The following is a 14,980-nucleotide window of genomic DNA, read 5'->3' on the forward strand; positions in this document are numbered from 1 at the left end:
GGTTAGGAGCGCGTCTCCGCCCCGCGCATCACGGCGAGGAACCTCCTCAGGGAGCACCCGAAATACGCGCCCGCGATCACGGTCAGCGTGGCGGGCACGGACACCAACTCCCAGTCCAGGGACTCGGGATGGCTCAGCCCTCGGTTGAGCAGGAGCACCACGAGCGCGCCCAGGGCGCAGAGCAGCCCGATGAGGGCGCCGAGCGTCCCGGTCGTGACGCCACGGGCGCACCGCTCGGCCGCCGCCGCGAACCCGCTGCCCTTGCGCAGCCCGGACACCGCGCCGGCCAGGCACAGGACACAGCCGAACATCACCAGGGACAGGCCCACGAGCAGGGTCGGCGGGTGCTGGACCGCCCAGGGCCCCGGCGGCCCGCCCAGGAGGGCGTACGCCCAGGTCGCCGCGAGCAGCGGCAGCATGCAGACGGCACGGAAGGAGAGGCGGTTGGCGCTCAGTCGGAGCGTCGCCTCGTTGTAGGCGCGGGCGACCTCGCTGGGCGGCCCCCACTCCTGGACCGCGCGGTGCGCGGCCGACTCCGGGTCGGGGCACTCCTCCAGGTTGTCCTCCGCGGCACACTGCAGCCCGTCCATCACCTCGTCGAGGATCGCGGTGCGCCGGGATCCCGTGCCCACGAGGTGTTCGGCCAAGTGGTCCGTGTAGCGCTGCAGTACCGCCGCTTCCATTACGCCTGTCCTCCAAGGACTACGGAGATGACCGAGGAAACCTCCTGCCAGGCCGTGCGCTTGTCCGCGAGGGCTCGCTGTCCGGCCGCGGTCAGGTAGTAGTTGCGACGGCGGCGGCCGTTGTGCCGGCCCCATTCGCTGCCGACCAGGCCCGCGGCCTCCAGCCGGTGCAGGGCCGGATAGACCGTGCCGGTGGGGAGGTTGATCGCCTCGCCGCTGCGTCGCTTCAGCTCCTCGATGACCGCGTAGCCGTGCAGTTGACCGGGCTCCAGCACGGACAGCAGCATCCCTTCCAGGTTGCCTCTCAGGGTTTCTGCCTTCATGTCTAGCCACACTACACATCAGGGCCGTGGACGGACACGTGCCGTGCGGGCGCCATGCGCCCTCCCCTCCGCCGGGCCTGTGGGAAAGCGTAGGAAAAGACGAGGTGACGCCGCGACTTCCAGGTTGCTCTGCCACCGACCGCATCAAGACACATGCAGGGCGCGGCACGCGTCACGGACGGGGCCGTCGGCCTCTTCCGTCTCAAACGCCCGGCAGGGGTGTTTGGCCGAAGGTTGCGGGTGCTAAGGGAGTTGAGCGTCGAACCAGGCGCGTTCCTCGGGGCATATGACACGCGGGAGGGGCTGTGCGCCCGGCGCGCGGCCGTGGCGTGATCCCGTCAGCGAATGCGCGGCCCTGTGGTCAACGGCCGTCCGGGGGCGTCGAATTCTGGTCCCGCTGACCCCGCTCAAAAGTGAAGGCATTCACATGGCGGTCTTGCGGTGGGCGTCAGAGCTCACTCACAATCACTCAACTGCCATGTCGCCACACTGCTTTCGGTGTGCACACGGAGAAAGGTGCTGGGGCCTTGCTTTCCATCACGAAAGAGTTTCGCTTTTCGGCCAGCCATCAACTGGCCCATCTGCCCGCGGAACACCCTTGCGGCAGGCTGCACGGTCACAACTACGTCGTGGTGCTCGAACTCTCCGCCGCCCCGGATCAGTTGACGGAGGCCGGATTCGTACGCGACTACGGCGAGCTCGGCCGATTCCAGAAGTGGATGGACGAGACGCTGGACCACCGCCACCTGAATGACGTTCTCGACGGCCGGAATCCCTCGGCGGAGAACTTATGCATGTGGATCCACCAGGCGTGGTCCAAGGAATACCCCGAGCTCACCGCCGTGCGGGTTTCCGAGACGCCGAAGACCTGGGCGACGTACCGGCCGCAAGCGGCGGACGCCGACGCGGCCCGGTCGGGTCTGCGGGACCACTGACCGCTCATCTTGATGCTGGATCCGACGCGGGCCCGAAAGGGCGCGAAGGGGGTGGTGTGCATGGCGGTTCCGAAGCTCGTGGTCAACGAGATCTTCGGGCCCACCTAGCGCCGTACAGGGCGAAGGGCCTTCCACGGGAAGGTCGTGTGCGTTCCTGCGGCTGGGTGGCTGCAACCTGACGTGTCGGTGGTGCGACACCCCGTACACCTGGGACTGGAAGGGCGAGTCGGACACCGGCGTCGCCTATCGGGCGGCCGACGAGCTGCACGCGCTGCCACCGGACGAGGTGACGGCCCAACTGCTCGACTTCGGCGTCGAGTTGATCGTGATCTCCGGTGGTGAACCGCTCAGCCAGCAGGCCCGGGTGCTGCCCGTGGTCCGTGCGCTGCGCGAGCGGGGCATCGCGGTGGAGTTCGAGACGAACGGCACCGTGGCCCCCGGCGACGCGCTGGTGGAGGCGGGTGCGGGCTTCAACGTGTCGCCGAAGCTCGCGCACTCCGGAGTGGCGAAGGACCGCCGGCTCGTACCGGAGGTGCTGAAGAGGTTCGGGCAACTGCCGCGCGTGGCCTTCAAGTTCGTCTGCGGCGACGCGTCCGACCTCGATGAGGTCGACACGCTCGTCGAGGAGTTCGCACTGCGCAACGTCTGGATCATGCCGCGGGGACAGTCTCCCGAGGAGATCGACTCCGGGATGCGGAACCTGGCGGACGCGGTGATCGCACGCAAGTGGAATCTCTCGGGAAGGCTGCACGTGAACATCTGGGGAAGCAAGCGGGGGGTTTGATGAGCAACGGCTTCGAAGTGCTGACCGACAACGAAGTGCTGACCGAGGAACAGGCCCTGACCAGGGAGTCGTTACTGAACGGCGGTACGGCCGCCCCGGGCGCGGACCCGCTGGAGGAGATCGCCCGCCGTCTGCTCGTCGAGATCGGCGAGGACCCGCAGCGCGAGGGCCTGCGCGAGACGCCGGCGCGCTATGCCCGCTGGTGGCGGGAGTTCACCCAGTACGACCCCGGCTCGGTCGACACCGTCTTCGAGACCACGGCGAGCGGCAGCCTGGTCGCGGTCTCCGGGATCAGCGTCTGGTCGCTGTGCGAGCACCACCTGCTGCCCTTCTCCTGCCGGGTGACCATCGGCTATCTCCCGCAGGGCAGCATGCTCGGCCTCAGCAAGTTCGCCCGCATCGCGCATCTGCACGCCCACAAGCTCCAGTCCCAGGAGCAGCTCTCGCAGGACATCGCCGACGACGTCGAGAAGCTGACCGGCTCGCCGGACGTGGCCGTCATCGCCCGAGGCGAGCACCTGTGCATGGCCATGCGCGGCATCCGCACACCCGCCACGATGACCACCGCCGTGTGGCGCGGCGCGCTCCAGGAGCCCGTGCTGCGCCAGGAGTTGACCGCACTGACCGCCGACACGCGCGGCTGACGGAGGAGAGAGCCGACGATGCGGATCACTGAACCACCGCGGACCGGGCTGAGCTTCGACGACGTCCTGTTCGTGCCGCAGCGCACCTCGCTGACCAGCAGGCGCCAGGCCGACACGACGTCGGAGCTGCTGCCGGGCGTGCGGCTGCGCGTACCGATCATCTCCGCCAACACGCAGTGGTGCACGGGCGACCGCATGGCCGCGGCCATGGCCCTGCAGGGCGGCCTCGGCATCCTGCACCGGATGCAGACCCTGGACCAGCAGGTCATCCAGCTCGACGCGGTCAAGTCCCTGCGCCCCGAAGGGGAAGCGGCCGAGCGGGCGACGCTGGCCGCCGACGGACGGCTCCTGACCGGCGCGGCGGTCGGCGTCACCGGCGACTGGCGTGAGCGGGCCGCCGTGCTGGTCGAGCACGGCGTGGACATCCTCCTCGTCGATGTCGCGCACGGTCACAGCGACCAAGTCATCGACAGTGTGCGGGAGTTGCGCAAGGAGTACCCGCACGTTCCGCTGATCGCGGGCAACGTGGCCACCGCCGACGGCGTGCGCGACCTCGCGGAGGCCGGGGCCCAGGTGGTGAAGGTCGGCATCGGGCCCGGCGGTGTCTGCACCACGCGCCTGGTCGCGGGCACCGGAGTGCCGCAGCTCACGGCGGTACTCGACTGCGCCGCCGCGGCGGTCGGGTCCGGTGTGCGGATCATCGCCGACGGCGGGATCCGGCAGGCGGGCGACATCGCCAAGGCGCTGGCCGCGGGCGCCGACGCCGTCATGCTCGGCTCCGCGCTCGCGGGCGCCGACGAGAGCGAGGCCACGCCGGTGGAGCGGGACGGTCGCAAGTACCGCATCAGCAACGGCTTCGTCTCCCTCGGCATGGAGCTGACGCTGCGCAAGGCCGCGGGCGGCAAGGTCACGCAGGAGGAGGTCGACGACTACGTCCCCGAGGGCGTCGAGGCGACCTTCCCCGCTTCGGGCCCGCTGTCCACCACGTTGCGCGCGCTCACCGGCGGCGTGCAGTCGGCGATGAGCTACTCGGGGGCGCCCGACCTGGCGGCGTTCCGGGAGAAGGCCGAGTTCATCCGGGTCACCGGCGCGGGCCGCGCGGAGAACCGCCCGCACGCCCGCGAACGCTCGGTGCAGATCGATGTCGACCACGTCGCGGAGGCGGTACGAGGATGACTGAATCACCCGTCACACAAGAGCCGGCCGGGCCGCCCGGCATGCGGGAGCCGGTCGGGCGGGCCCTCGCGCCGGAGGCGGTCGGTCGGTCCGGTGCGCGGGAGCCGGTCGGTCGGTCCGGTGCGCAAGAGTCGGCCGGGCCTTCCGGTACGCAAGAGCCGGCCGGGCCGCCCGGCATGCGGGAGCCGGTCGAGCGGGCCCTCGCGCCGGAGGTGGTCGGTCGGTCCGGTGCGCGGGAGTCGGTCGGGGAGCCCGACGTGCGGGAGTCGGTCGGGGAGCCCGGCGCGCCGGAGTCGGACAGGCAGTCCGGTGCGGCGCGGGAGCCGGACGGACGTCCCGGCATGTGGTCGCGGCAAGGCCCCTACCTGCTCGACTGGAACTCCTTCGGCACCCTCCTCGACGACCTCGCCGACGCGATCCGCGCCGACGGCTTCGTGCCGGACACCGTGCTGGCCGTCGCCCGCGGCGGCCTCACCCCGGCGGGCCATCTGACCTGCGCGCTCGATGTCCCGGCGATGCACACGATCCGCGTCCGCAGGACCAAGGACGACAGCCGGTACGCGGACAAGCAGCGCCCCGTCGTGGAGGGCGCGGGCCCGATGCCCGGCGGCCGGGTCCTGGTCGTCGACGACATCGTCGGCACGGGCGCGACCGCCGACGCGGTGCTCGAATACCTCGCGGCGGCCGGCGTCGGCCCGGGCGACGTGCGGTTCGCGGCGGTCGTCCGCAACCACCAGAGCTCCTACGTGCCCGACTACTGCCCGGCCGTCATCGACGACTGGATCGTCTTCCCCTGGGAGACGGCCAGGGAGTCCACGGCGGACTGCCGCCCGTTCCCGGCCGAACTGCGGGTGAGGACGTGAGTACGAGCACCACAGGACCCCACGAGGCGTCGCCCACCGGCGGCGCCTTCCCGGGCAGCGGCCTGACCCGCGCGGCCACCGCCGCCGACCTGGGCCTGCCCGCCTGCTACGACGCCGTCGACCTGTACACGTACGACGCTCCGATCAGCACCCGCGTCGAGGCGGCCCGCACGCTCGCCGACATCGAGAAGGCGCACGGGAGCCGGCCGACGGTCGTCTTCACGCACCTCACCGAGCGCCCCGGTGCCCGCGTGCTGTGCCACCCCTATCCGCGCGACGTCCTGCTCGCCGCCCTGACCACCACCGAGGAGCGGCACCTGGCGGAGATGTCGGACCGCCTCGCGGGCCCGGTCCCCACCGCCCCCGCACCCGGCGGGGAACCGGTGAAGCGGCTCGAACTGCCCGGTCTGCTGGACGAGTTGCCGATCCTCCAGCACCGCCCCGGCGACGCGGGCCCGTACGTCACCGCGGGCGTCGGGGTGACCACTCGGCCGGACGGCAGCGGCGTCAACCTGGGGTTCTACCGCATCCAGGTGGTCGGCCCCGACCGGGCGCGGATCTTCCTGGACCCACGCACCGACGGGCACCGCAACCTCCTCGCCTGGCTGGAGACCGGCCGCCCCATGCCGGTCTCGATCTTCCTCGGCGCGGATCCGGCGGTCACCGTGGTGGCGGCGTCGCGGCTGCCGGCCGAGGGCGACGACTACGACATCGCGTCCCGCCTCGTCGGCCACCGCATCGGCATCGGCGGCAGCCCTCCGGTGCCCGACGACGCGACGCACGTCATCACCGGCACGGTCCACGAGGAGACCGAAGTCGAGGGCCCCTTCGGTGAGTTCAAGGGCTACTACGCCGAGGCCCGGCGCAGCAACGTCCTCTCGGTCTCGACCGTCTCCGCGACGCCAGGGGCGCCGTTCCCGACGATCGTTGCGGGCGCCGAGTCGGGCCTGACACTGATGAGCTTCCAGAACGAGTACCTGATGTACGCGCACCTGCGGGGCGCCGGGTACCCGATCAGGTCCGTGCGCTACTCCCTGCGCGCCCGGGGTGAGTTCGTCGCGTACATCGAGACGGACGAGCCGAGCGACACGCTGGTGCGGGAGGCGATGGCCTTCGACGTACGCTCGAAGGTGATCATTTGTGGCCCCGAACTCGCCAACCCGGGCCAGGCGCTGGCAACTTATGGTTTCACCACCCGCACCGAGCCGTACTACCGCAAGGGCAGGGTGGAGGGAGAACGCATCGGCCTCGCCCTGGTCATCCCGCCCGACGGATGGCCGACCGAGTACTGATGTGCGGCCGACCGAGCACCGAACGAGGATGACACGCGACGATGAACCGATTCTCACGCGCCCTGCCCGCAGCCCTGCTTGCGATCCCCGGCCCCGGTGGGACCGTGACCTTCGTCCACCAGCTGAAGGGACCGTACGCGGGCAGCTGGCTGCTCCCCGGCGGAGGCATCGAGCCGGGGGAGGCCGCCGAGGCCGCGGCCCTGCGGGAGGCCCGTGAGGAGACCGGCATCGCCGTGGAGTCCTGCTCCCTCTCCGCCGTCTACGAGTTCACGGGCAAGTGGGAGCAGGGCCACTACCACCTGCTGATGTTCGCCTTCCGCGCCGACCGGGCGTACGAACTGCCGGTGGGATACGACGGCCACAACGTCGGCGAGATCCGCCAGGCCCGCATCGACGACATCGCCATGCACTCCACCGACCTGCAGATCCTCACCGACGCGGGCCTGGCCTCGTACGACGACGAGACCATCGCGCGAGGGCTCGCCGAGGACGGCATCACCATGCACGCGCACCGGGTGGGCTCTACCACGCGCTTCCTGGCACCTTGAGCCCGGTGGCCTGCGACAGCGTGCGGCAGGTGCTCTGCCGGCACCCGAGCGTCACGCGGGCCGCCCGCAGCCCCCGGGCAAGGGCGTCCCTGGGGCTCGCGCCGCGCACCAGGCCGAGGACGAAGGCGGAGGCCAGCGCGTCACCGGCGCCCGTGTCGTCCGCGCACGCGCCGTCCTCGGCCGGGAGCACCGTCGGCTCGGGGGCGTCGGCGGTGGCCACGGCCGCACCGTCCGCCCCCGAGGTGACCACGACGATCCGGGGGCCCCGGTGACGGAGCAGGGCCGCCTGCTCGGCGGGCTCGGCGGCCCGACCCGACAGGGTCTCGGCCTCGCGCGCGTTGAGAATCAGTACGTCGTACAGCGGCAGGAGGTGGGCCCGCGGGCCGAAGTCGGCCTGCCGGGTGGGCATGCAGCACATCGGCACGCCGTGCTTCCTCGCCTGGCGCGAGGCACGGGCCTGCAACTTCTCGTCGAGCCCGCCCTCGGTGACGACCGCCTTCGCGCGGGCGACGAGGGCGTCGAGCGCGGGCCCCGCGAGCGGGGTGGCCGCCGCGGGGTCCGGCAGGGCGATGCGGGAGGAGATCTGGCGGCGCAGGGCGTCCAGCGCGACGTCGAAGCGGCCGACGCCGTCGGCCGTGCGGTGCGCCTGGATCCTGATGCCGAGCCCGGTCATCTCCCTTTCCAGGTCCATGGCGTCGGGGCCGAATCCGGAGAGGCCGACGAAGGTGGGCCGAGCCCCTAATCGGGCCATGTTGACGGCGACATTGCGTCCCACTCCGCCGTGGTGCCGCTCCACGCTCCAGACCGTTCCCGTCGTGCTCTCCGCACCGAAGCGGTAAGTTCCCGCGGTGAAGAACTTGCGGTCCATGACGAGCGAACCCATCACGACGACTTCGTCGATTTCACCTTCGTCGATTTCACCGAGCCTTTTCCGCACCGGATCGAGCCCCCAGAACAAGAGGAAATGAAGTTTCGTGGAAGAAGAGAAGCCAAACGCCGTACGCAGCATGGAAGTTGACGGGACTTCTGAGGAGCCTGGAGCGGAGCCTGAGGCGACGGCGTTCTGGTGGAAGTTCTGGTTAATCTATCTCGCGGGCGTGACCGCCGCCACCAGCATGGGAAAGATGACACCGGTATCCGTGGAATTACGCGCGGACTTGTCGCTCTCCCTCAGTCAAGTCGCCCTCGTCACTTCGTTGGTGACGGCCGTTGCCGCCGTACTCGGCCTGGCCGTCAGCTACTTGCTCCGTCCCTATGACGCCCGCCGGATGCTCATCGCCGGGCTGCTCGTGATGGGGGCCGCCGGGCTGTTCTGCGCCCACACCGGGAGCTTCGCCGGAATGCTGGCGGGGCGGCTCGTGGAGAGCGTCGGCTATGTGGTCGTGGTGATCGTCGCGCCGGTCCTGCTCTTCGCCCTCGGCAGCGGCAGCCGGCTGACCACCGCGCTCGCCATCTGGGGGACGTTCATGCCGGTGGGCCTCGCGGTGGGGTCGTTCGCGGGAGGTGTGCTCTCCGCGTGGTTCGACTGGCGGGCCTGGCTGACCATCGCAGCCGCGGTGACCGTCGTGGTCGCGCTCGCGGTGACCAGGCTGCCCGCGGACAGCGCCGAGGGCCGCCCGGTCGCCGAGCGGGGGAGCGGCATCGGGGAGGGCCGCGGAGCGTTCGGTCCGCGTGTGCGCCGCCTGGCGCGGCCCATCGCGCTCGGCGCGGGCTTCGCCACGATCAGCGGCGCGATCGTCACCTGCGTCACCCTCTATCCGACCTATCTGCACGAGGAGTTCGACGTCCCCACGGAGACGGCGGGCACGCTCACCGGCGTCGTGTCGTTCGTCGGCGTGACCGGCGGCTTCCTGGCGAGCGCGCTGCTGCGCAGGGGAAAGAGCGTGACGTATCTCTTCCTGGTCGCGCTGCTGATGCCGGCCGGGGCGTTCGCCGCCTTCGGCGGGATGGGCGGCACCTGGGGCTCGGTGGGCAGCGCGCTCGTGGTGGCGTTCAGCAACGAACTGGTCGTGGCGACGGTCTTCGCGGCGATTCCCCTTGCCGTGCGGGCGAGTTCGGACATGGACTCCGCGAACGGCCTGGTGGCGCAGCTCGGCAGCATCGGCGCGCTCGCGGGGCCGCCGCTGGTGGGGCTCGCCGTCACGGTCGCGGGCGGCTGGTGGGCCGTGGGTCTGTGCCTGCTCGTGGGGTGCGGGGCCGGGACGGCGCTGCTGTGTCTGGCCACGCGCGGCGGGCGGGCGCGGGCGGCGTGAGATCCGCCGACCACTGCGTCCGGCCCGACCTCTGCGTCCGGCCCGACCGCTGCCTTCGGCCCGACCTCTGCGTCCGGCCCGACCTCTGCGTCCGGCGCGACCACTGCGCCCGGCCCTCACCCTCACCACTGCTCTCGCGCCGACTACTCCTCCCGCGCCGACCACCGCACCCGCGCCGGGCCCAGCGCGCCCGGCGCGCACCCGGCGAAGGCCAGCACGTCGCGATGCAGATGGGACTGGTCGGCGTACCCGCACACGGCCGCGGCCTCGGCGGCGCGCAGGCCCGCCGCCAGGGCGCGGGCGGCCCGGTCGAAGCGGACGAGCATCGCGGCACGCTTGGGGGTGAGGCCGACCTGGGAGGTGAACCTGGACCACAGCCGCTTGCGGCTCCAACCGCACGCCTCGGCAAGGGTGTTGACGCCGACCAGGCCGCCCAGGGAGGCGATCCGCTCCCAGGCGGCGGCCACCTCCGGGTCCACGGACGCCCCTGCTCCACAGCGCTCGGCCAGGAAGCGGTCGAGGAGTGCGAAGCGTGCCTCCCATCCCTCGGCCGCGGCCAACTCCTCGCGGAGCAGTGCTTCGTGGCGTCCCCACAGATCGGCCAGGTCGATCACGCCGTCCTCCCGGTCGGTGGGCGAGACGCCGAGTGAGGCGTAGGCCGTCAGGGGCGACAGATGCACCTCCACGCAGTCGACGTGCCGTCCGCGCACCCGGGCGGGCCTCGGCGACATCCCCGCGACCAGGCCGCTCAACGTCCGTGTCCCGCCCGGGTCTTCGAGGGCGATGGGATGGTCGCCGAGGTCGATCACGACCGTCACGGTCGGCTGGGGCAGTACTCGCGCGTCGAGGCCGACGGCGTACCGGTCGCGGAATCCCGCGACGTCCACGCCGTCCAAGGGCGTGCCGCCGAGCGGGTGCACGACCTCCCAGCCGCTCGCCCGCTCGGCCTCGAACGGATCAGCCTCCATGCGCTCCAGGCTACGTGCCGCGCACACCGTGCGCGCCGTGCGCCCGCCAGGTCTGGTCGATCTCCCGCATCAGCGGCGGGTAGACGAGCAGATGCCGGAACGGCCCGATCGCGGCCATGTAGGCCTTCCCGAAGAGGCCGTTCGGCTTCACCAGGACGGCCATCTGGCCGCGGTAGCCGCCCTTGCCGTCCGGGACCCAGCTCATGTGCATCACCCCGTGCATGGTCTTGTTGGCGATCTCCGATGCCCACTCGTCGTCTGTCAGGAAGACCGACTTGAAGGGCAGAGTCTTGAACACCGGCCCTGTCGGGCCCTCGCGCAGATCGGCGGGCAGCCGGTCGCGCAGCGTGGGCACCCGGCGGCCGACGCCGGAGTCCTCGCCGTCCCAGCCGAGGAGCCCGCCCAGCTTCCAGCGGATCGCGAAGAGCGTGCGGGCGATCCAGGACGGGGAGTGGGACGTGTCGCCCCCGACGGTGTCCTGGATCAGCAGAGGGAAGTCGTCGGGGCCGCCCGGTGTGGGCAGCGCCCACACGTCGTAGAGGCGGAAGTCGGGTGTGATCTCGTGGATCCTCCAGGGCCGCGATGTGTGCGCGGCGTCGGGCAGCTTCATGAGGGACCTCCGTCAGTCCAGTGAGGGAGTACGGGGAAGGTCGGCCGGGCCCGCGGGGTACGCGCGGGGCGCGAGCCCGAGGACGCCCGCGACGGCGCGGACGGTGAGGTGCTCGTCGTGCGGTTCCTGTCCCGCCAGGGCGATCACGGTGCCGTCCAGGGCGCCGACGAAGGCGAGCGCGAGAGTTCTGACCGGCGGACCCGGCGGCACGGTGCCCGCCTCGCGTCCCGCGCCGATGAGCTCTTCGCAGCGCGTGACGAGACTCTCGTACGCCCGCTCGATCTCATGTCCGACGGGATGGTCCTGCCCGCTGAACTCCAGGCGCAGCGCGGTCGCCACGCGCGCGCCGTTGCGTCGGCAGTACACGGCGTGGCCGCGCGCCAGGGTCAGCAGGGCGGCGACGGGGTCCGCTTCCCGCTCGATGAGCGGGCCCACTTCGCGCATCCAGGTCTCGCCGATCCATTCGATGACCGCGAGCGTCAGGTCCTGCTTGTCCTTGAACTGGTGGTACAGCGCGCCCCGCGTGAACCCGGCCTCGCGCGCGACCTGTTCGAGCACGAGATTCCCGTAGCCGTAGCGGGAGAGGCCTCGCGCGGCCGATTCCAGGAGAGCGCCACGCGTGCGTGCGCGACGCTCGGCCTGAGTGATTCGCTCAGCACCTACATGCATGTATGTATGTTACTGGCCCGGCCAGAAGCCCCGCACCCGGCCCCTCCCCAACTCCCCGAACTACCAGCCCGACGGGCGGCACGCGCGCGGGAGCAGCCGTGCGCAGCGCGTCAGAAGCCGTCCCGTTCGGTGCGGTGCCTCCGGCCGCACCGCCGTCACCAGCCAGACCGCGCCCCGCAACCGGACCCCCGTGCCGGTCGCGTACGGGCGGAGCGTCTCCTCCAGGGCGGCGCGCCTGTCGGCGGGGACCGTGCGGGCCGGAGGGCGCGAGAGGAGGAAGTCGACGGCGTCCGCCGGGGTCTCGCCCCAGAACGTGTCGATGGTCAAGGGCGTCACCGTCACCTCGTCGAAGGAGCCGAGGGCCCGGTGGATGCGGTCCGGGTCGGAGAGGGAGGCCATCGCGGTGCGGGCGTCGGCGGTGTGGCCGTCGGAGTCGCCCGAGCCGCCCGAGCTCTCGGCACCGCCCGAGCCGCCCGAGCTCTCCGAGCCGCCCGAGCTCTCCGAGCCGCCCGACTCGCCTGTCTCCGGGGCGACTTCGCCCAGCATCTTCGAGAGGAGGCCGAGCGCCTGGGACTCCTCTGTGCCGGCGCCCGGGGGCTGCGGGCAGGCGAACACGAGGCGGCCGCCGGGGCGCAGGGCCCGCGCGATGTTGTCGAAGGCCGCGGCGTGATCGGCGAAGAACATCACGCCGCCCCGGCTGATCGCCACGTCGTACCCGGCCTCGGGGAACGGGTGCGTCTGGGCGTCCGCCCTCTCGTACGAGACGTTCGTGACGCCCTCGGACTCCGTGCGCGCACGGGCCCGTTCGAGCAGCGGCGCCGAGATGTCCACGCCGACCGCGTGCCCCCGCCCCGCGAGGCGCGCCGCGGACCGCGTGAGGGTTCCCGCGCCGCAGCCGACGTCGAGGACACGGTCGCCGTCGCGGATCGCTGCGGCCTCGAAGAGCCGGCCGTTCAGGGCGGAGCCCATCGCGTCGTAGCGGTCCTGCTGCTCGGCCCAGTGGCGGCCGACGGGCCCGTTCCAGATCTCTTCCTGACGGGCGTTGGGGCGTGTGCTCACGGTGGTCTCCCTCGTTCGGCGAGTACGTGGACTACGTGGACTACGTGGACTACGTGGACTACGTGGACTACATGGATCACGTGGATTGCATGGATCACGTGGATCGCGGGTCCCTGAGCTGCCGATGCTCGCCGCCCCGTACGCCCCCGGTCGTCGTACGGCGGAAGGGAGTTGGATCTACGTCGCCGGGGTCGCCGCGCGGCGGGACTACTGCCGCGGGAGTAGCGGGGGAGCGGTCCGAGGGAGGGACGCCGGTGTCAGTGCCGCGGGCTAGGGTGCGGAGCATGAGGGGGACGGAGTGAGGTGCCGGGGCGGGGACGCGCGGCCCGCGGGGACGCATGCGGCGCGGCGGCGGTGGGCCGACGTGACGCTCGGCGTGCTCGTCACGGCGGTCGTGCTGCTCGCGATGGCGTACGAGGGCGGGGTCGCCCCGCTCGACTTCGCGCTGACGGCGACCGGCTGCCTCGCGCTGGCCGGGCACCGCGCCGCACCGCGCGTGGCGCCGGCCGTCACCACCGCCTGCATGACCGGCCTCGTGCTGCACGCCGAGCCCAGCACGACGGCGGCGTTCCCGGTGCTCGGCGCGGTACACGCCGCCGCGCACCAGGGGCACAGGCTCCTGGCCGCCGCGGCGAGCGCCGTGTTCCTCGCGGGGTTCCTCGGGGGCTCCCCCGGAGCGGACGGCATCGTCGAGCGGACGGTGCTGCTCGCCGGATGGTTCGTGTGTGCCGTGGCCACGGGCATCGCGGGCAGGACGTGGCAGGCGTATCTGCGCCAGTCCGAGGAGCGCGCCCTGGAGGCCGAGCGCACCCGCGAGGAGGCGGCGCTGCGCAGGGCGGGCGAGGAGCGCCTGCGGATCGCCCGCGAGCTGCACGACTCGCTCACGCACAGCATCTCGATCGTCAAGCTCCAGGCGGGCGTCGCCGTCCACCTCGCGCGCAAGCGGGGCGAGGAGATACCGCCCGCGCTGCTCGCCATCCAGGAGGCGAGCGGCGAGGCCATGCGTGAACTGCGCGCCACGCTGGACGTGTTGCGCACCGACGAGCCCACCGGCAGCCCCGCCCTCCTCGTGGAGCGGGCGCGCGCGGCGGGGCTCGCCGTGGAGCTGACGGTCACCGGCAGGGAGCGCCCCCTGACCCCCGCGCTCGACCGCGCCGCGTACCGCATCGTGCAGGAGGCCCTGACGAACGCGGCCCGGCACGCGGGCGGCTCCGCCCGGGTGGGCGTCCGCATCGGCTACGGGGAGCGGGAGTTGGGCATCCGCGTCGAGGACGACGGCCCGGCGGACCCGAAGCGCCCACCGCGGGAGGGCACGGGCCTGACGGGCATGCGCGAGCGCGTCACGGCCCTGGGCGGCACGCTGCGGGCGGGGCCGAGGAAGGACGGCGGCTTCGAGGTGCGGGCGGAGCTGCCGGTGGGGACGGACGGGGTGGCGGACGGGGCGACGGCGACGATCGGAACCGCTGTCACGGCGGAGAGGGAGCCCGCGTGATCCGGGTCGTGCTGGTGGACGATCAGGCGTTGATGCGGGCCGGGTTCCGCGCGTTGCTGGACGCCGAGGACGGGATCGAGGTCGTGGGGGAGGCCGCCGACGGGGCGGAAGGTGTCGCCGTCGTGCGCGAGCAGGTGCCCGACGTCGCCCTCATCGACGTACAGATGCCCGTGATGACCGGCATCGAGGCGACCCGCAGGATCGTCGCCGACCCCCGCCTCGCGGCCGTGCGCGTCGTGATCCTCACCAACTACGGCCACGACGAGTACGTATTCGACGCGCTGCGCGCCGGGGCCAGCGGCTTCCTGCTCAAGGACACCGAGCCCGCCGACCTCCTTCAGGGCGTCGAAGTCGTCGCGCGCGGCGAGGCGTTGCTGTCGCCGTCGGTCACCCGCAGGCTCATCGGCGAGTTCGTCGCGCGCCCACCGGACCGGGCCACCGCGCCCGGCCTCGAAGGGCTGACCCGGCGCGAGCGCGAGGTGACCGCGCTGGTGGCGCGAGGTCTGACGAACGAGGAGATCGCCACGCACATGGTCATCAGCCCGTTCACGGCGAAGACACACGTGAGCCGCGCGATGACCAAGCTGGGCGCGCGCGACCGGGCCCAACTGGTCGTCTTCGCCTACGAGTCGGGCCTCGTCGCGGTGCGGAACGCCGAGCCCTAGCGGCAATTGCCCGAAAT

17 protein-coding genes are annotated in these 14,980 nt (G+C 72.1%); 10 read left to right on the top strand and 7 right to left on the bottom strand.

What is annotated here, in order from left to right:
- Positions 1–2 precede the first annotated feature (2 nt).
- On the bottom strand, positions 3–683 hold the full coding sequence (locus AB0B50_RS04540; RefSeq protein WP_362325483.1) for a hypothetical protein: 681 nt from the start codon (positions 681–683) through the stop codon (positions 3–5).
- The gene (locus AB0B50_RS04545) at positions 683–1,006 is read right to left on the bottom strand and encodes a helix-turn-helix transcriptional regulator (RefSeq protein ID WP_362325486.1); all 324 of its coding nucleotides are present in this window, start codon (positions 1,004–1,006) and stop codon (positions 683–685) included. Before AB0B50_RS04545 ends, AB0B50_RS04540 begins: the two co-directional genes overlap by 1 nt.
- Positions 1,007–1,533: 527 nt before the next feature.
- Here AB0B50_RS04545 and AB0B50_RS04550 point away from each other — a divergent pair.
- The 7 genes from AB0B50_RS04550 (at position 1,534) to AB0B50_RS04580 (ending at position 7,248) form a co-directional block, all read left to right on the top strand.
- A complete protein-coding gene (locus AB0B50_RS04550) occupies positions 1,534–1,941 on the top strand; it encodes a 6-carboxytetrahydropterin synthase (RefSeq protein ID WP_362325489.1) in 408 nt (135 codons plus the stop codon).
- 175 nt (positions 1,942–2,116) lie between these two features.
- Positions 2,117–2,725, top strand: a complete 609-nt coding sequence (locus AB0B50_RS04555) for a 7-carboxy-7-deazaguanine synthase QueE (RefSeq protein WP_362326784.1) — start codon at positions 2,117–2,119, stop codon at positions 2,723–2,725.
- On the top strand, positions 2,725–3,369 hold the full coding sequence (gene folE / locus AB0B50_RS04560) for a GTP cyclohydrolase I FolE (RefSeq protein ID WP_362325492.1): 645 nt from the start codon (positions 2,725–2,727) through the stop codon (positions 3,367–3,369). The genes AB0B50_RS04555 and folE overlap by 1 nt, the downstream gene beginning before the upstream one ends.
- An 18-nt stretch (positions 3,370–3,387) precedes the next feature.
- Positions 3,388–4,545, top strand: a complete 1,158-nt coding sequence (locus tag AB0B50_RS04565; RefSeq protein ID WP_362325495.1) for an IMP dehydrogenase — start codon at positions 3,388–3,390, stop codon at positions 4,543–4,545.
- Positions 4,542–5,408: a phosphoribosyltransferase family protein gene (locus tag AB0B50_RS04570; RefSeq protein WP_362325498.1), complete on the top strand. Its 867-nt coding sequence runs from the start codon at positions 4,542–4,544 to the stop codon at positions 5,406–5,408. Before AB0B50_RS04565 ends, AB0B50_RS04570 begins: the two co-directional genes overlap by 4 nt.
- Positions 5,405–6,700, top strand: coding sequence for a UbiD family decarboxylase (locus AB0B50_RS04575; RefSeq protein ID WP_362325501.1), 1,296 nt, complete (start codon positions 5,405–5,407; stop codon positions 6,698–6,700). Before AB0B50_RS04570 ends, AB0B50_RS04575 begins: the two co-directional genes overlap by 4 nt.
- Before the next feature lie 41 nt (positions 6,701–6,741).
- Positions 6,742–7,248, top strand: coding sequence for an NUDIX domain-containing protein (locus AB0B50_RS04580; RefSeq protein ID WP_362325504.1), 507 nt, complete (start codon positions 6,742–6,744; stop codon positions 7,246–7,248).
- Here AB0B50_RS04580 and AB0B50_RS04585 read toward each other — a convergent pair.
- Positions 7,223–8,131 carry a PfkB family carbohydrate kinase gene (locus tag AB0B50_RS04585; protein WP_362325507.1) on the bottom strand — a complete coding sequence of 303 codons (909 nt, stop codon included), beginning with the start codon at positions 8,129–8,131 and terminating at the stop codon, positions 7,223–7,225. The genes AB0B50_RS04580 and AB0B50_RS04585 overlap by 26 nt on opposite strands.
- Before the next feature lie 124 nt (positions 8,132–8,255).
- On the opposite strand from AB0B50_RS04585, the gene AB0B50_RS04590 reads away from it, so the two are divergent.
- Positions 8,256–9,500: an MFS transporter gene (locus tag AB0B50_RS04590; protein ID WP_362326787.1), complete on the top strand. Its 1,245-nt coding sequence runs from the start codon at positions 8,256–8,258 to the stop codon at positions 9,498–9,500.
- A gap of 143 nt (positions 9,501–9,643) precedes the next feature.
- Here AB0B50_RS04590 and AB0B50_RS04595 read toward each other — a convergent pair whose 3' ends face one another.
- From AB0B50_RS04595 to AB0B50_RS04610, 4 genes are read right to left on the bottom strand one after another with little or no spacing between them, the layout of a single operon-like run.
- Positions 9,644–10,468, bottom strand: a complete 825-nt coding sequence (locus tag AB0B50_RS04595; RefSeq protein WP_362325510.1) for a helix-turn-helix domain-containing protein — start codon at positions 10,466–10,468, stop codon at positions 9,644–9,646.
- Between the two features lie 10 nt (positions 10,469–10,478).
- Positions 10,479–11,078 carry a DUF2867 domain-containing protein gene (locus AB0B50_RS04600; protein WP_362325513.1) on the bottom strand — a complete coding sequence of 200 codons (600 nt, stop codon included), beginning with the start codon at positions 11,076–11,078 and terminating at the stop codon, positions 10,479–10,481.
- Between the two features lie 12 nt (positions 11,079–11,090).
- Entirely contained in the window at positions 11,091–11,747 is a 657-nt protein-coding gene (locus AB0B50_RS04605) for a TetR/AcrR family transcriptional regulator (protein ID WP_362325516.1), read from the bottom strand.
- Between the two features lie 60 nt (positions 11,748–11,807).
- Positions 11,808–12,806 carry a class I SAM-dependent methyltransferase gene (locus tag AB0B50_RS04610; RefSeq protein ID WP_362325519.1) on the bottom strand — a complete coding sequence of 333 codons (999 nt, stop codon included), beginning with the start codon at positions 12,804–12,806 and terminating at the stop codon, positions 11,808–11,810.
- A gap of 406 nt (positions 12,807–13,212) precedes the next feature.
- Here AB0B50_RS04610 and AB0B50_RS04615 point away from each other — a divergent pair, with 406 nt between their 5' ends.
- Both AB0B50_RS04615 and AB0B50_RS04620 read left to right on the top strand, forming a co-directional pair.
- The gene (locus AB0B50_RS04615; protein WP_362326790.1) at positions 13,213–14,298 is read left to right on the top strand and encodes a sensor histidine kinase; all 1,086 of its coding nucleotides are present in this window, start codon (positions 13,213–13,215) and stop codon (positions 14,296–14,298) included.
- The gene (locus tag AB0B50_RS04620; RefSeq protein ID WP_362325522.1) at positions 14,295–14,963 is read left to right on the top strand and encodes a response regulator transcription factor; all 669 of its coding nucleotides are present in this window, start codon (positions 14,295–14,297) and stop codon (positions 14,961–14,963) included. Before AB0B50_RS04615 ends, AB0B50_RS04620 begins: the two co-directional genes overlap by 4 nt.
- Positions 14,964–14,980: the final 17 nt, after the last annotated feature.

It is taken from the genome of Streptomyces sp. NPDC041068 (assembly GCF_040647455.1).
Classification (GTDB): domain Bacteria; phylum Actinomycetota; class Actinomycetes; order Streptomycetales; family Streptomycetaceae; genus Streptomyces.

Excerpts from the sequence above, each read along its gene's own strand:
- folE (WP_362325492.1), top strand. The coding sequence starts at position 2,725 with ATGAGCAACGGCTTCGAAGTGCTGACCGACAACGAAGTGCTGACCGAG.
- AB0B50_RS04580 (WP_362325504.1), top strand. The coding sequence starts at position 6,742 with ATGAACCGATTCTCACGCGCCCTGCCCGCAGCCCTGCTTGCGATCCCC.
- AB0B50_RS04565 (WP_362325495.1), top strand. The coding sequence starts at position 3,388 with ATGCGGATCACTGAACCACCGCGGACCGGGCTGAGCTTCGACGACGTC.
- AB0B50_RS04590 (WP_362326787.1), top strand. The coding sequence starts at position 8,256 with ATGGAAGTTGACGGGACTTCTGAGGAGCCTGGAGCGGAGCCTGAGGCG.
- AB0B50_RS04600 (WP_362325513.1), bottom strand. The coding sequence starts at position 11,078 with ATGAAGCTGCCCGACGCCGCGCACACATCGCGGCCCTGGAGGATCCAC.
- AB0B50_RS04570 (WP_362325498.1), top strand. The coding sequence starts at position 4,542 with ATGACTGAATCACCCGTCACACAAGAGCCGGCCGGGCCGCCCGGCATG.
- AB0B50_RS04585 (WP_362325507.1), bottom strand. The coding sequence starts at position 8,131 with ATGGGTTCGCTCGTCATGGACCGCAAGTTCTTCACCGCGGGAACTTAC.
- AB0B50_RS04615 (WP_362326790.1), top strand. The coding sequence starts at position 13,213 with ATGGCGTACGAGGGCGGGGTCGCCCCGCTCGACTTCGCGCTGACGGCG.
- AB0B50_RS04540 (WP_362325483.1), bottom strand. The coding sequence starts at position 683 with ATGGAAGCGGCGGTACTGCAGCGCTACACGGACCACTTGGCCGAACAC.
- AB0B50_RS04605 (WP_362325516.1), bottom strand. The coding sequence starts at position 11,747 with ATGCATGTAGGTGCTGAGCGAATCACTCAGGCCGAGCGTCGCGCACGC.
- AB0B50_RS04595 (WP_362325510.1), bottom strand. The coding sequence starts at position 10,468 with ATGGAGGCTGATCCGTTCGAGGCCGAGCGGGCGAGCGGCTGGGAGGTC.
- AB0B50_RS04545 (WP_362325486.1), bottom strand. The coding sequence starts at position 1,006 with ATGAAGGCAGAAACCCTGAGAGGCAACCTGGAAGGGATGCTGCTGTCC.